This window comes from Streptomyces sp. NPDC015131 (genome assembly GCF_043079975.1).
GTDB lineage: Bacteria > Actinomycetota > Actinomycetes > Streptomycetales > Streptomycetaceae > Streptomyces.
The window spans coordinates 497,712-512,068 of record NZ_JBIBVB010000003.1 but is presented as its reverse complement, the minus strand read 5'-3'; the positions used below and the strand labels follow the sequence as shown (position 1 = coordinate 512,068).

The window sequence follows — 14,357 nt, the reverse complement described above, 5'->3', positions numbered from 1 at the left end:
GGACACGCCATGAGACGCCGTCACGGAACTGAGCACCGGGACGTCCGGGAGCGGTGCCGGGAGGACCGCGGCCAGGTGGCCGTCGAGTTCACCGGCATGATCCCGGTCGTCCTCGGCACCATCGTGCTGCTCTGGCAGGCCGCCCTCGTCGGCTACGCCTGGTCCCTCGCGGGCAACGCCGCCGACGAGGCGGCCCGGGCGGGCACCGTGGGCGGCGCCGGGGCGTGCGCGGCGGCGGCGCAGCGGACCGTGTCCGGGGCCTGGTCGGCCAGCGCAGCCTGCGGCGAGGCCGGCGACCTCTACACGGCGTCGGTGGCGGTCGACATCCCCGTCCTGTTCCCCGGCTTCGACGTCCCCGTACCGGTGACCGGCACCGCGTCCGCGGCACGGGAGGGCGACCGATGACCGGGCACCCGAGGGCGGGGCGCCCCGGCGAGGCCGGCCAGTCGGCCGTCGAGTTCGTCGGGTGGGTGACCGTCCTGCTGATCGCCGCCCTCGCCGCCGTACAGCTCGGCTTCGTCGCCTACGCCGTCCAGCAGGCCGGTACGGCGTCCAGGGCGGCGGCCCGGGTGGCGTCCCGGGACCCGGAGGCGGACGCCGGGGCTGCCGGGCGGGCGGCCACCAGCGACTGGCTGGCCACCCGCGTCGCCGTGTCCCCCGGCGCGGACGCGGTCACCGCCGACGCCACCGTCCCCATCCCCTCCGTCATCCCGCTGTTCCGCTTCCCCGACGCCCGGAGGTCCACCACCATGCCGGTCACCACGCCCGCCACCGACTGAGGGAGCCGAGGACACATGAGCCTGCGGGCCCGCATCAGCAGCCCCGAACCGGCCGGCGGCAAGGGCGAGGACAGCCACCTCGTCGGCGTCTACCGCGTCAAGCTCCTGGAGGAGATCGACCTCGCGGAGATGTCCGCCCTGGCCACCGCCGAACGCCGCGCCCGCCTGGAGCGCGTCCTCGGCCACATCATCAGCCGCGAGGGCCCCGTCCTGTCCTCCGCCGAGCGCTCCCGGCTCATCCGGCGCGTCGTCGACGAGGCCCTCGGGCTCGGCATCCTCGAACCGCTCCTGGAGGACGCCTCCATCAGCGAGATCATGGTCAACGGCCCCGAACAGGTCTACGTCGAACGGCGCGGCCGGCTGGAGAAGCTGCCCATGCGCTTCTCCTCCACCGAGCAGCTGATGCAGACCATCGAGCGGATCGTGTCCACCGTCAACCGCCGCGTCGACGAGTCCAACCCCATGGTCGACGCCCGGCTCCCGTCCGGCGAGCGCGTCAACGTCGTCATCCCGCCGCTCTCCCTCTCCGGCCCCGTCCTCACCATCCGCCGCTTCCCGCGCGCCTTCACCCTCCCCGAGATGGTCGCCCTCGGCTCCCTGGACGAGCACATGGTGATGCTGCTCGCCGGCCTCGTACGCGCCCGGTTCAACGTGATCGTCTCCGGCGCCACCGGCACCGGCAAGACCACCCTCCTCAACGCGCTGTCCGGCCTCGTCCCCGAGGGCGAACGCATCGTCACCATCGAGGACTCCGCCGAACTCCAGCTCCAGCAGGCCCACGTCATCCCCCTGGAGGCCCGCCCGCCCAACGTCGAGGGCAAGGGCCGCGTCACCATCCGCGACCTGGTGCGCAACTCCCTGCGCATGCGCCCCGACCGGATCATCGTCGGCGAGGTCCGCGGCGGCGAGACCCTCGACATGCTCCAGGCCATGTCCACCGGACACGACGGCTCCCTGGCCACCGTCCACGCCAACAGCGCCGAGGACGCCCTGATGCGCCTCCAGACCCTCGGCTCCATGTCCGAGGTCGAGGTCCCCTTCGCCGCCATCAGGGACCAGATCAACAGCGCCGTCGACGTCATCGTCCAGCTCACCCGGCACGCCGACGGCGCCCGCCGGCTCACCGAGATCGCCCTCGTCGACTCCCACGGCCGCGAGGACTACCGGATCGTGACCGTCTGCCGCTTCGCCGCCCGCCCCCTGTCCGCCGACGGCCGCGTCCACGGCCACTTCACGTACCACCCGCTCCCGCGCCGCGCCGCCGAACGCCTGTACCTCGCCGGCGAAGCCGTACCGCCCGTGTTCGGCGTCGCCGGCACCGACGACCAGCTCGCCCTCCGCCACGCCACCGCCGTCTGACCCCCGACTGGACCCGCCACCATGGACAACCTCCCGCTCCTCACGCTCGGCGTGACGCTCCTCGCCTGCGTCCTGGGCATCGCCGGCGTGCACGTCTACGCGTCGGGCCGGGCGCAGCGCCAGGCCCTGGTGGCCCGGATGACCGGCACGGCACACCACGCCCCCGGCGGCCGGCGCCGCCGCTTCACCCGCGTCGACCGGCGGCTGCGCGCCACCCGCGCCGGCCGCCGCGTCGAGCGCAGGATCGCCGCCACCGGCCTCGACCTCACCCCCGGCGAGTACGCCGTCTACGCCACCCTCGCCCTGATCGGCGTGTACGCGGTCGTCGCCGCCGTCTTCGCCCCCTTCTTCGGCGTCCTCGCCGCCCTCACCGGACTGTGGGGCGCCGACGCCTTCCTCACCTGGCAGCGCCAGAAGCGCACCGAGGCGTTCATCGGCCAGCTCCCCGAGCTGACCCGCGTCCTCGCCAACGCCACCCAGGCCGGCCTCGCCCTGCGCACCGCCATCGCCATGGCCGCCGAGGAACTCGACGACCCGGCCGGCGAGGAGCTGCGCAAGGTCGCCGACCAGCTCGCCGTCGGCCACAGCCTCGACGACGCGCTCGGCGACCTCGCCGACCGCCTCCCCTCGCGCGAACTGGTCGTCCTCGTCTCCACCCTGGTGCTGTCCAACCGCGCCGGCGGCCAGGTCGTCACCTCCCTGCGCAACCTCACCGGCACCCTGGAGGAGCGCAAGGAGACCCGCCGCGAGGTCGTCACCCTGCTCTCCCAGGTCCGGGTCACCGCCTTCGCCCTGCCCCTGCTCGGCCTCGGCTTCCTGCTGATGATCAACGGCATGGCGCCCGGCGCGCTCGACAAGATGACCGGCTCCGCCGCCGGACAGGCCGGCGCCGTCCTCGCCTTCGCGCTCTACGCCGTCGGCTTCTTCCTCATCCGCCGCCTCTCCCGCGTCCGAGTCTGAGGAGGGACACCACATGGGCCTGTTGTACGCGGCCGTCATCGGCCTGTCCGTGTACGGCGTCTTCCACGGCGTCCGCATGTACCGGGCCGACGCCAAGCTCCCCGGCGACCTCGTCCTCGCCCTGGAGGTCGGCGCCTCCCGCACCACCGCCGTCGCCTCCGGCGTCGACCGGCTCGGCATGCGCTGGGCGCCCGCCGTCCTCGGCCTGATGGGCCCCAAGCGGGTCGACGCGCTGCGCCGCCGCCTCGACATGGCCGGCAACCCCGGCGGCATGACCGTCGACCGGTACGCCGCCCGCCGCGCCGTCTACGGCACCCTCGGCGTCCTCGCCGCGCTCGCCATGCTGGCCAGGGGCCAGACCGTCGTCGCCGCCGTCGTCCTGCTGTACGGACTGACCTGGACCGACGTCCTGCTGCGGCTGGCCGTCCGGCGCCGCAGGGACGACATCGAGCGCACCCTGCCCGACTTCCTCGACGTCCTCGCCGTCGTCGTCTCCGCCGGCCTCGGCTTCCGCCAGGCCCTCGAACGCGTCGCCGAGAAGTACGCCGGCCCCTGGTCCGACGAACTCCGCATCACCCTGCGCCAGATGGACATGGGCGTCAGCCGCCGCGAGGCGTTCGAGCAGCTGCGCCGGCGCAACGCCTCCGAGCAGGTCTCCATGTTCGTCACCGCCCTCCAGCAGGGCGAGGAACTGGGCGCGCCGATCGTCGACACCCTCATCCAGATCGCCAACGACATGCGGCGCACCGACGCGCAGAACGCCCGCCGCAGCGCCGCCAGGGCCGTCCCCAAGACCACCCTCGTGGTGACGATGGTGATGCTGCCCGCCACCATGATCCTCATCGCCCTGAGCTTCTACTACGGCTCCGGGGTCGACTTCGCGGACATCATGGGCGGGTGACGCCGTGACGCTCAGGACGGCGGACCCGCCCCCCCTCCCGCTCCAGGTCAACGCCCTCCAGGCGCTGTGCCGCCAGGTGTTCGGCTTCCGGCTGGCGATGATCGTCCTCGCCGCGCCGTTCGCCCTCGACGGCGCCGCGCCCGGCCTCGGCACCTGGCTGGTCGGCGCCGCCGTGCTCGTCACCTTCATGGTGTCGTACGTCGTGCTGCGCGACTGGGAGCGCTTCGGCCGCGTCCTGCTGCGCCACCCGGCGGTCCTGGCCGGCGACACGCTGTCCGGGGCGCTCCTGCTGGCCACCGCGTCGCCCGAGTCGACCCTCGCGTACGTCACGCTCTGCACCCCGCTGCTGGCCGGCCTGCTGTACGGCTGGCGCGGCGCGGCGTTCTTCGCCGTCCTCCAGTCGCTGCTCCTGCTGCTCTCGTACGGCGTCAGCACCGAGGTGCGGCTGGAGGCGTCCTCGCTGCTCCTGCCCGGCCTGTGCGTGATCGCCGGGGCGGCCGGCTCCGCGCTGCGGGGCCTGATCCTCGACTTCGGCGCCGCGAGCCAGGCTCTCACCGAGGCACGGGCCCGGCTCGCCGTCCAGGGCGCCGTGGAGGCGGAACGGGCCCGGCTCGCCCGGGAGATGCACGACTCGGTCGCCAAGACCCTGTACGGGCTGGCGCTGGCCGCCGAGGGCCTCGCGGCCACGGCGGACCGCGAGGACCCCGCCTCGGTGCGCCGCCAGGCGGAACTCGTCGCCCGCTCGGCCCGCCGCGCCGCCGCCGAGTCCCGCGAACTGCTGGCCGACCTGCGGCGCGAGACGGGCCTCGACGGCGGAGCGGACACCGGGACGGGCGCCGGGGCGGGTGCCGGGGCGGGGGCCGGAGCGGGTGCCGGGGCGGCCCGGGGCGGCGCCCCTGGCGTGGACCTCGCGCCCGAACTGGTTGCCCGCACCGCGGACTTCGCCCGCCGCAGCGGGGTGCCCGCCACGTACCGCCCCGGCCCCGGAGCCCCGCCGCGCGTCCCGCCCGCGGTGGCGCGCCGGCTCCTCGCGGTCGCCTCGGAGGCCCTCGACAACGCCCACCGGCACGGGCGGCCCACCCGGATCACCGTGTCCTGGGGCGTCACCGGCGAGGTTGCGACGCTCAGCGTGTACGACGACGGCCGGGGCCTCCCGCCCGGCACCACGCTCGACGCCCTCAGACGGGCGGGCCACTTCGGCCTCGTCGGCATGGTGGAACGCGCCGCCTCGCTGGGCGCCCGCATCCGGGTGGGCCGCGGCGCCGCCGCCCGGGGCACGGAGGTCCGGCTCGAACTGCCGCTGAAGGCACTGGAATCGGAAGGAGCGGCACCATGCGTGAGCACCTGCGAGTGATCGTCGCCGACGACAACCCCGTCGTCCGGGCGGGCCTGGCCGCGCTGCTGTCCGGCCAGGACGGCATCGACGTCGCCGCCCAGGCGGCCGACGGCCGGGAGGCGTACGAGGCGGCGGTGCGCCACCGCCCCGACGCCGTCCTGCTGGACGTCCGCATGCCGGGCGTCGACGGCCTCGCCGCCCTGCCGGGCCTGGTCCGCCTCGCGCCGGTGCTGATGACCACGTACAGCCGCGAGAGCGACATCGTCCACCAGGCCCTCCGCCTCGGCGCCTGCGGCTATCTGGTGCACGGCGAGTTCACCGCGGCGCAGCTGGTCGACGCGGTCCGCGACACCGCCCTGGGCCGCGCCCACTTCACCCACACCGCCTCCAGCGCCCTGCTGGCGGCGGTCCGGGGACAATATGCGCCTGCAACGCACGAAGTAGCCATGGGCGGAGGGACTTTTCCCGAAACCCCTTCGCACCCGCAAGCGAATGTGGCACATTCCTTACTGAGCCAACGGGAGGTGGAGGTGATGGACCTGATCGCGTCGGGCATGACCAATCAGCAGATCGCCGCCGCGTGCTTCATCAGCCAGAAGACGGTCAAGAACCACATCAACCGCATCTTCGCCAAGCTCCACGCCGGCAGCCGGGGCCAGGCGATCGCACTCTGGCACGCGGAAAGGTCCACCCCCCATGGCTGACCCCCGCCCCCCTTGGGCCCCCCGTTGGGCCCCCGGGCCCATGCCCCCCGCGTCGCCCCGGCCGTACGTTCTCCCCAACGAGCCCGGAGGAGACCACCATGGCGAACAACACCCTGAAGGCCGCGACCCAGGCCAAGGTGTACGTGGGTACGTGGGCCGGCACGGCGGTCACCGCCCTGAAACGCCGAGGCGACCGCGGCCAGGGGGCGGTGGAGTACGTGGGGATCATCATCCTGGTGGGGGTGATCATCGCGGCGGTGGTGGGGTCCGGAGCCGGCGAGGCCATCGCGGGTGGCCTGATCACTCAGATTTCGAAGATCGTCGGTGGTGGCTGACGAGAGCCCCGCACACGACGCGCGAGACGGGGCAGGCTTCGCCGATCTACATCTTCGTAGTGGCGAGCCTGCTCTTTCTCGCGCTCGCGTTCTTCGCGGTGGGCCAGGCCGGAGCCACGCGCAACGGTGCGCAGTCGGCTGCGGACGCGGCTGCCCTCGCGGCGGCCAAGGAGTCCCGGGACCGGTTCGAGCTGAGCCTGGCCACCATCGGTGACCTGCTGGACGGCGAGTTGGGCACGATGCCCGACGGCTGTGATGCCGCCGCCGATTTCGCGGCCCGGAACAAGGCCGCCCTGGGCGGGTGTGTGCAGCTCATGGATGGCCGCTGGGGCTTCCGGGCGGACGTCGTGTCGCAGGAGCCGGTGGGGGACACCGTGCTGCCCGGTACAGAGGGTGAATACGCCCACGCCACGGCAACGGCAATCGTTGTCCCCCTGTGCGACTTCCTCCCTCTCGAGGGCGAGGAACCCGCCGAGAGCGACGACCCCGCCGAGAGTGAGGACCCCGCCGAGGGCGAGGGCGAGCCCGCTCCCGGATCGCTCGATTGCGACGGTGACGTCGTGGAGCTGGACCCCGCCGATCTCCCCGACATGTCCGACCTCTTCGAAGTTCGGCTCGCCGAGGACTGACCGCGAAGGAACGCAAAGGAAATGGCTCTTATGGGTAATCGGTACGGGGTGGCAGCACGCAGAGTGTCGGCCGGGATCTCCGCCGTGATGCTGGCCGCACTCCTGTCCGCCTGTGGCGGCGACGGAGGAGAGGGCAACGACAACGCGGCCAAGGAGCCGGACAAGTCGAGCAGTATGCCGACCCAGCCTGTGGAGGAATCGCCCACGCAGTCGGAAGACGGCGCCTCCGTGCCGGACACCAGCAAGACGTTGGCGACCATCAACGGAAGCAGCGGCTATCAGTTCGTCGTCCACTCAGCCGTACGCGACCAAGGTGGGTTCCTCACCATCACGGCCAGCCTGAAGAACACGACATCCAGGATGCTCATCGCCAACCCGTTCTGGAACGGGCAAGAGGTGGGGGTCAAGCGGACCGGGCCGTCGTTCGCCGGCATCACGCTCATCGACAAGGTGGAAAAGAAGCGCTACTACGTCCTGCGGGACACCGAGGGCTACCCACTGACGACGACCGGCATCACCACCGTGAAGGCCGGAGAGACCAAGACGATCTTCGCTCAGTTCCCGGCGCCGCCGACGAGGACCTCGCAAGTGGACATCCAGATTCCTGAGATGCCGGTCGCGACGATCGAGATCTCGTGATGCGCGCCGCCACCACCCTCGCCGTCGCCGTGCTCCTCACCGGCGCGCAGCTCACCCTCGCCCCCGGGGCGCACGCCGACGATGTGCCCGGCACGCCGCCCGGGACCGCCGTGAGCGAGCCGCCGCCCGAGGTGGACGGCAACTCGCCCGGGCTGCGCATGCGGGACGGGGCCACCCTCGCCGCCGCCAAGGTGCTGCCGCTCATCTCGATCGTGGAGTCCGAGGGCGGCGAGGAGCGGCGCGAGGAGACCAGCTCCAACCTGAAGTTCGCGCTCCAGGCGGAGGTGCTGTTCGGCAAGGACAGCGCCAAGCTGAACGCCGAGGCCCACTCCCGTATCGCCACCATCGCCGAGGAGATCAAGAAGCAGGACGCCACCAAGGTCCGCGTCTTCGGGTTCACCGACAATCTCGGCTCCTCCGCCCACGGCGACGTGCTGTCCAAGCAGCGGGCGGACGCCGTGCACAAGGTGCTGTCGCCGATGCTGGCGTCGGACGGCATCACCTACGAGATCCGGGGCTACGGCGAGCAGTACCCCATCGCCGACAACAGCACCGAGGAGGGCCGCAAGAAGAACCGCCGCGTGGAGGTGTCCTTCCCGCGCGACTGACCGCGACCGCGACCGACCGCGCCTCACCCGCCGGGCGCCGGGCCGCGAACACGGCCCGGCCTCGGCACCCGGCGCGGTGCGTCAGCCCGCGACCGGCCACTCCAGCGGCTCCTTGTGGAAGCCCCGGGTGAGCTCCACCGCCGCCGCCTTGTGCCCGGCCGGGACCAGGAAGGCCGTGCAGATCTTCTCCGACTGGCCGGCGTTCAGCTTCTTGGAGGTGTCCGGCGCCGGGCAGTCGGGCCAGGTGGCCTCGCCCATGAGGACCAGGAGCGCCCGGGTGCGCACGCCCTTGTCGGTCCGTACGACCAGGTCGTCGTCCATGTCGCCGACCTCCATGGGCTTGCCGCTCTGGTGGGTGAGCGTCGACCAGACATAGACCGGGATCTGCGGGCCGTCCTCCTTGTCCGGCTCCAGCCCGGAGTTGTTCATCTCCGCCGTGGTGCCCGTCCGCACCTTGGTGGGCGTCACGGTGTACGTCGCGCCCGACGACGCCTGCATGTCGCTCTCCTTGGCCGGGCTCGACTCGCCGAGGCGGTACGTCCGCTTCTCGTCGTCCGTCGCCTGCGACCCCGAGCCGCCGCCCGACCCGCCCCGCTTGCCCGACCCCGAGTCCGACCCCGACCCGGACGCCGAGCCGCCGCAGCCCGCGAGGGCGGCGCCCAGCGCCAGGGCGCACACCGCCGCCGGAACGGCACGCATGGCCCGTCGAGTTCCTGTCCGCATGGTTCAGTCCCGCTTTCCCCGTTGTGTGTTTCCCTCGAAGCGGTGGATCACCCTAGCGTCGCCGTGTGGCCGCGACCGGAGTGACCGGTGGAGGAGTTGTGCCCCGTGAAGGAGGACGGACCATGACGGGAACCCCGTTCGACGCCCGGCAGGCCGCCCGCGCCGTCGAGACCCTGCTCGGCGAGTCGGTCCCGGCGACCGGGCCCGCGCAGTGGGAGCCGTCCGGCGACGGCGACGGCGAGGGCTGGAGCGGCAGCCACGGCGCCGGCTTCCGGCTCGCCCGCCTGTGGGAGAGCCGCCCCCATGACAGCCGCGCCCAGGACAGCCGCGCCCACGCGCGCGTGCCCGGCGATCCCGGCCCGGACGCCGCCCGTGAGGAGGCCGCCGCGCACCTGGCCGACCTGTCGAGCGCCCTGGAGTCGCGGTACGGACCGCCCCGCACCGTGGACCTGCGCACCCTCCCCGCCGCACAGGACGGCGACGACCCCCCGGCGCCGCCGCTCCTCGCCGAGCTGGACGCCTTCGGGCTCCACGAGGCCCTGCTGGTGTGGGGGCCGGTCCCCTCGCCGCACGGCCCGCGCTGGGTCGCGGTGAGCGTCGGGCAGTGCGACGCGGACGCCCCGCACCTGATGGTCGTCGCCCTCTCCGACGTACCGATCGAGGAGCCGCCCACCGACGAAGACTGACCACACCGCCGACTGACGGCACCGGCGAGCGACCGGACCGCCGACCGACCACACCGCCGGCTGGCCGATAATCGAGCGCATGTCCCCGCCGCCCGACCGACCGTCCTCCGCCGCGCCCGCCCTCTGGGGGTACGCGGCGACCCGCGCCGTCGGCCTCGCGGTGCTGGCCGTCGCCGCCGCCGTGACCGGCAAGGACGGGTGGCACCGGCTCACGGGCCGCTGGGACTCCGTCTGGTACGCCCGGATCGCCGAGCACGGGTACAGCCACGAGGTCACCCTCCCCGACGGCGCCGTCCACTCCGACCTGGCGTTCTTCCCACTGTTTCCGGCCCTGGAACGGGGCCTGTCCGCCGTCCTGCCGGTCGGCGCCGCGACCGCCGGGCTGATCGTCGCCTGGGCGGCGTCCCTGGCCGCCGCGTGGGGGATCTACGCGGTGGGCGAGCGGGTCGCCGGGCGGCGCGCCGGGATCGTGCTGGCCGTGCTGTGGGGCGTGTACCCGACGGCGTTCGTGCAGTCGATGGCGTACACGGAGACGCTGTTCACCGCGTTCGCCGCCTGGTCGCTGTACGCCGTGCTGCGGGACCGGTGGCTGTGGGCGGGCGCGCTGTGCGTGGGCGCGGGGCTGACCCGCCCGTCCGCCGTCGCGCTGGTCGCGGCCCTGGGCGTCGCGGCGCTGGCGGCGGCGGTACGGGACCGGCGGCTCACGGCCCGGACGGTGGCCGGCGTCCTGCTGGCACCGCTGGGCTGGCTGGCGTACGTCGTCTTCGTCGCCGTCCGCGAGGGCGGCTGGACCGCGTACTTCGAGGTGCAGGCGGCCTGGGGCAACAGCATCGACGGGGGAGTGGCGCTCGCCCGGTTCGTGTGGGGCCACCTCACCGGCCCGGCGCCGCTCGCCGGCGTGGGGCTGTGCGCGGCGCTCGCCCTGGTGGGGTGGCTGGTGTGGCTCTGCGTCCGGCAGCGGCAGCCGCTCCCGGTCCTGGTGTACGGGATCGCGGTCGTCGTCGTCTCGCTGGTCGGCGCCGCCTACTTCGGCTCCCGCCCGCGCCTGATGATGCCCGCCTTCCCGCTGCTGCTCCCGGCGGCGGTCGCCCTGGCGCGGCTGCGGGACCGGGCGCTGGTCGCGGCGCTGGCGGGACTGGCGCTGGCGTCCGGGGCGTACGGGGCGTTCACGCTGCTGGGCCCGGGGCCTCCGTGATCGCCAGCCGGGCCCCGGTGCGCACGCCCCACCGGGCCATCGCCCCGGCCTCGGCCTCCAGTACGTACCGGGCGCGCGGGCGGGGCAGCCCGAGGCGGCCGGGCACCATGGTGACCAGGGCCAGAACCCGGAGGTCCCGGTCGAGGTGGGCCACGTCGATGGCGAAGCGCATCCGGAAGGTGTGGACGCTGTTGCACGGGCTGAGGAGCAGCGCGCCCGCGATGCCGTCCCGGCCCAGCAGACCGCGCCGCCGGGTGCCGAAGGACGCGGCGATCTCGACGGGCACGGTGACGTCCCCGACGGTCAGCAGGCCGGTGCCGTCCCGCCGGATGTGCGGTTTCCTCATGGCCGCCCCGGCTTTCTCATGACCCCCGGCTTCCTGACGGCCCCCGGCTTCGGCTTCCTGATGGCCCCCATGGGCGACGACCGTAGCGCGCGCCCGCCCCGGCGCGGATGGGCCCGTGGGCCCATGACCGGCGGGGCGGTCCCGCCCTAGGGTCGGCCGGGTGTACGCCACGCAGATCGCCGTCGCCGCCGCCGTGCTGTGGGGCGCCGTCACCGGTCTGCTGCTGCCGCGCGCCGCGTACCGCCTGTCCGTCGAGCCGGACGAGCCGTGGCGGGACGCCTGCCCGGCCGGCCACCCGTTCACCGGTCCCGCGCGGGGCTGGCTCGGGGCGCCCCGCTGCCCCCGGTGCGCGGCGCCCCTCGCGGCCCCCGCGCCCCGGCCGCGTACGCCCACCGCCACCGCCCCGGCCACCGCCACCGCCGCCCCGGTGCCCCCCGTGCCGCCGGAACCGGTCCGGAGCGCCGCGCCCCCGCTCGCCCCCGTGCTCACCGCCCTGGTCTGCGGGGCGCTCGCCGCCGCCACCGGGCCCCGGCCGGAGTTGGCGGTCTGGCTGGCCGCCGCCCCGGTCGCCGTCCTGCTGGCCCTGGTCGACCACGCCGTCCACCGGCTGCCGGACCGGCTGACCCTGCCGCTCGCCGCCGGGACCGCGCTCCTGCTGGGCGCCGCCGCCGCGCTGCCGGGCAGCGCCGGGAGCTGGCCCTCCGCCCTGCTGGGCGGCCTCGCGCTGGGCGCCGGGTACGCCGTGCTGTTCCTGGTGAACCCGAACGGCATGGGCTTCGGCGACGTCAAGCTGGCCCTCGCCCTGGGCGTCGCCCTCGGCTGGTACGGCTGGGCGGTGCTGTTCGCCGGGGCGTTCGCCGGCTTCCTGGCGGGGGCGCTGTACGGGTTCGGGCTGGTCGTGCTGCGGAGGGCGGGCCGCAAGAGCGTCATCCCGTTCGGGCCGTTCATGCTGATCGGGGCCCTGCTGGGCGTCCTGCTGGGCGCGGCCGGGGCCTGAACCCGCACGGGCCGGCCGCCGAACGCCGCACGGCCGGAGGCCGGACGCCGTACGGCCGAGACCCGCCCCGCACCCCCGCCGCCGGGCGAACGCCACACGGGCCGGACGCCGGAAGCCGGAAGCCGGAAGCCGGACGCCGGACGGCCGATGACCGCCATGAGGGGGAGATTCCCGACCGGGCCGACCGCCCCGCGCACGGCCCGGCCTGAGCCGTGCATCCTCGCCCTAGCATGCGGGCACATGCGGACATCTCCCGACAATAGCCCTGGCTCTCGGCGGCAGGCCCCACCGATCACCTCCCGGGAGGCCCCCGACACCCCCCGCCCCGCCCCGGCTCCGGCTCCCGCCGCCGGTCCCGCACCCGCGCGGCGCCTCCCCGCCGCCCTGCTCCCCTGGGGCTGGGCCGCCGCGCTGTTCGCGGTGTACGCGACCGTCGCCGTACGCCGCCACCTCCTGCTCCGCACCACCGGCTACGACCTCGGCATCTTCGAGCAGGCGGTCCGCGCCTACAGCGAACTGCGCGCCCCGGTCGTCCCCCTGCGCGGTGAGGGCTTCAACCTCCTCGGGGACCACTTCCACCCGCTCCTCGCCGCCCTGGCGCCGCTCTACCGGCTGTGGCCCTCCCCGGTGTGCCTGCTGGCCGCCCAGTCCGCGCTGCTCGCCCTCGCCGTGGTCCCGCTCGCCCGCTGGGCCGCCCGTGCGCTCGGCCGCCGCGCGGCCCACGCCGTCGCCGTCACCTACGGGCTGAGCTGGGGCATCGCGTCGGCCGCCGCCTTCGACTTCCACGAGGTCGCCCTCGCCGTACCGCTCCTCGCGTTCAGCCTCGAAGCGCTCGCCCACCGCCGCTGGGGGCCGGCCGTCGCCTGGGCCGCTCCGCTGCTGCTGGTCAAGGAGGACCTGGGGCTCACCCTCGCCGCCGTGGGCGCGTACGTCGTGATCAAGGGCGGCGGCGCGGCGCGGCGGCTCGGCCTGGCCACCGCCGCCACCGGGCTCGCCGGCTCCTTCGTCGAGATCAAGCTGCTGATGCCGGCCTTCCACCCGGACGGCGGCTACGCGCACGGCGGCAACCTCTCCGAGGGGTACGGCTCGCTGCTCAGCACCCTCGCCCACGCGCCGCTCGACGCGCTGCGCCCCGACGTCAAGGCCATGACCCTGGTGCTGGTGTTCGCGCCGTCCGCGCTGCTCGCGCTGCGCTCCCCGCTCTCCCTGATCGCCGTGCCGACGCTCGCCTGGCGGATGATGTCGGACAACGGCTTCCACTGGGGCACCGCGTTCCACTACAGCGCGGTCCTGATGCCCATCGTCGTCGCGGGGATGATCGACGCGCTCTCCGGCTGGGCCCGCTCCGGCCACCCGCTCGCCGCCCGCCACGTCCGGGCCTCGCTCGCCACCGCCCTCGCCGTGACGCTGGTGATGGTGCCGTCCTTCCCGCTCGCCCTGCTCCTCCAGCGCGCGACCTGGCGCACCACCGCGCATGTCGAGGCCGCCCGCGCGCTGCTCGCGCGCATCCCGGACGGGGCCACGGTCGCGGCCTCCAACCGGCTGGTGCCGCAGCTCACCGCGCGCTGCACGGTCGTCGTCTTCCCGACCTTCCCGGTGGAGGGGAAGCTGTACCGGTACGACCGCGAGCGGCTCCCGCCGCCCACCGCCGAGTGGATCGTCCACGACCGGCGGGCGCCCGAGGCGTGGCCGTACCGGACGGGCCACTGGCCCTACCCGATCGAGCAGCAGCAGGCCGAGCTGGCCGCCGCGCAGCAGAAGTACGGCTACCGGAAGGTCGCCGAGCGCGACGGCGTCACCCTGCTGCGCCGCGCCGGCTGACGGCCGCCGCGCCCGGCGTCAACCCGGCGCCCTTCCGCCGGGGTCCCCCTTGGGGAGTACGGCCGGGGCGGCGATCCGGGCCGGAAAACGGGCCCCGGCCGGGCGGATGCCGTGCTCACGGCGGGGTCGGGGTGCCGCGCCCGACATTCGGGTCGACGTCCCGGCCTGTCGTGGCGCGCAGCATCTCTTACGAAGGGTTATGGTGGAAACCCCCCCTCGGGCCGGTCCGTATCCCCCCCACGGACCGGCCCGTTTTCTGTGCCCGCCCCGGAGCACCGCCCAGCGCCCCGCCCCGGAGCACCGCCCAGCGCCCCGCCCGGAGCACCGGCCCGGGCGCCC

At 74.6% G+C, this 14,357-nt stretch carries 17 protein-coding genes; 15 read left to right on the top strand and 2 right to left on the bottom strand.

Going from position 1 to position 14,357, the window contains the following annotated elements; genetic code table 11:
• The first annotated feature begins 9 nt into the window (after positions 1 to 9).
• The 11 genes from ACF08D_RS13680 (at position 10) to ACF08D_RS13630 (ending at position 8,250) form a co-directional block, all read left to right on the top strand.
• On the top strand, positions 10 to 405 hold the full coding sequence (locus ACF08D_RS13680; RefSeq protein WP_392222785.1) for a TadE family protein: 396 nt from the start codon (positions 10 to 12) through the stop codon (positions 403 to 405).
• The gene (locus tag ACF08D_RS13675; RefSeq protein WP_392222784.1) at positions 402 to 779 is read left to right on the top strand and encodes a TadE family protein; all 378 of its coding nucleotides are present in this window, start codon (positions 402 to 404) and stop codon (positions 777 to 779) included. The genes ACF08D_RS13680 and ACF08D_RS13675 overlap by 4 nt, the downstream gene beginning before the upstream one ends.
• A 15-nt stretch (positions 780 to 794) precedes the next feature.
• The gene (locus ACF08D_RS13670) at positions 795 to 2,138 is read left to right on the top strand and encodes a CpaF family protein (protein ID WP_392222783.1); all 1,344 of its coding nucleotides are present in this window, start codon (positions 795 to 797) and stop codon (positions 2,136 to 2,138) included.
• A gap of 21 nt (positions 2,139 to 2,159) precedes the next feature.
• On the top strand, positions 2,160 to 3,098 hold the full coding sequence (locus tag ACF08D_RS13665) for a type II secretion system F family protein (protein WP_392222782.1): 939 nt from the start codon (positions 2,160 to 2,162) through the stop codon (positions 3,096 to 3,098).
• Between the two features lie 13 nt (positions 3,099 to 3,111).
• Positions 3,112 to 3,999, top strand: a complete 888-nt coding sequence (locus ACF08D_RS13660; protein ID WP_392222781.1) for a DUF5936 domain-containing protein — start codon at positions 3,112 to 3,114, stop codon at positions 3,997 to 3,999.
• 4 nt (positions 4,000 to 4,003) lie between these two features.
• On the top strand, positions 4,004 to 5,353 hold the full coding sequence (locus tag ACF08D_RS13655) for a sensor histidine kinase (protein ID WP_392222780.1): 1,350 nt from the start codon (positions 4,004 to 4,006) through the stop codon (positions 5,351 to 5,353).
• Positions 5,314 to 6,039 (top strand): response regulator, encoded by a 726-nt coding sequence (locus tag ACF08D_RS13650; protein WP_392223189.1) that lies wholly within the window; start codon positions 5,314 to 5,316, stop codon positions 6,037 to 6,039. Before ACF08D_RS13655 ends, ACF08D_RS13650 begins: the two co-directional genes overlap by 40 nt.
• 98 nt (positions 6,040 to 6,137) lie before the next feature.
• Positions 6,138 to 6,374 carry a hypothetical protein gene (locus tag ACF08D_RS13645; protein ID WP_392222779.1) on the top strand — a complete coding sequence of 79 codons (237 nt, stop codon included), beginning with the start codon at positions 6,138 to 6,140 and terminating at the stop codon, positions 6,372 to 6,374.
• The gene (locus ACF08D_RS13640) at positions 6,371 to 7,003 is read left to right on the top strand and encodes a pilus assembly protein TadG-related protein (protein ID WP_392223188.1); all 633 of its coding nucleotides are present in this window, start codon (positions 6,371 to 6,373) and stop codon (positions 7,001 to 7,003) included. Before ACF08D_RS13645 ends, ACF08D_RS13640 begins: the two co-directional genes overlap by 4 nt.
• 87 nt (positions 7,004 to 7,090) lie before the next feature.
• The gene (locus ACF08D_RS13635) at positions 7,091 to 7,642 is read left to right on the top strand and encodes a hypothetical protein (RefSeq protein WP_392222778.1); all 552 of its coding nucleotides are present in this window, start codon (positions 7,091 to 7,093) and stop codon (positions 7,640 to 7,642) included.
• Positions 7,642 to 8,250 (top strand): OmpA family protein, encoded by a 609-nt coding sequence (locus tag ACF08D_RS13630; protein WP_392222777.1) that lies wholly within the window; start codon positions 7,642 to 7,644, stop codon positions 8,248 to 8,250. Before ACF08D_RS13635 ends, ACF08D_RS13630 begins: the two co-directional genes overlap by 1 nt.
• Before the next feature lie 81 nt (positions 8,251 to 8,331).
• Here ACF08D_RS13630 and ACF08D_RS13625 read toward each other — a convergent pair whose 3' ends face one another.
• Positions 8,332 to 8,949, bottom strand: a complete 618-nt coding sequence (locus ACF08D_RS13625; RefSeq protein ID WP_392222776.1) for a hypothetical protein — start codon at positions 8,947 to 8,949, stop codon at positions 8,332 to 8,334.
• A 146-nt stretch (positions 8,950 to 9,095) separates the two neighbouring features.
• Here ACF08D_RS13625 and ACF08D_RS13620 point away from each other — a divergent pair, with 146 nt between their 5' ends.
• Positions 9,096 to 9,659, top strand: coding sequence for a hypothetical protein (locus ACF08D_RS13620; protein ID WP_392222775.1), 564 nt, complete (start codon positions 9,096 to 9,098; stop codon positions 9,657 to 9,659).
• 79 nt (positions 9,660 to 9,738) lie between these two features.
• Positions 9,739 to 10,854, top strand: a complete 1,116-nt coding sequence (locus ACF08D_RS13615; protein WP_392222774.1) for a hypothetical protein — start codon at positions 9,739 to 9,741, stop codon at positions 10,852 to 10,854.
• On the opposite strand, the gene ACF08D_RS13610 is transcribed toward ACF08D_RS13615, so the two are convergent.
• Positions 10,826 to 11,200, bottom strand: coding sequence for a DUF192 domain-containing protein (locus ACF08D_RS13610; RefSeq protein ID WP_392222773.1), 375 nt, complete (start codon positions 11,198 to 11,200; stop codon positions 10,826 to 10,828). The genes ACF08D_RS13615 and ACF08D_RS13610 overlap by 29 nt on opposite strands.
• 160 nt (positions 11,201 to 11,360) lie before the next feature.
• On the opposite strand from ACF08D_RS13610, the gene ACF08D_RS13605 reads away from it, so the two are divergent.
• Both ACF08D_RS13605 and ACF08D_RS13600 read left to right on the top strand, forming a co-directional pair.
• A complete protein-coding gene (locus tag ACF08D_RS13605; RefSeq protein WP_392222772.1) occupies positions 11,361 to 12,197 on the top strand; it encodes a prepilin peptidase in 837 nt (278 codons plus the stop codon).
• A 240-nt stretch (positions 12,198 to 12,437) separates the two neighbouring features.
• Positions 12,438 to 14,018, top strand: a complete 1,581-nt coding sequence (locus ACF08D_RS13600) for a DUF2079 domain-containing protein (protein ID WP_392222771.1) — start codon at positions 12,438 to 12,440, stop codon at positions 14,016 to 14,018.
• The last annotated feature ends 339 nt before the right edge of the window (positions 14,019 to 14,357 follow it).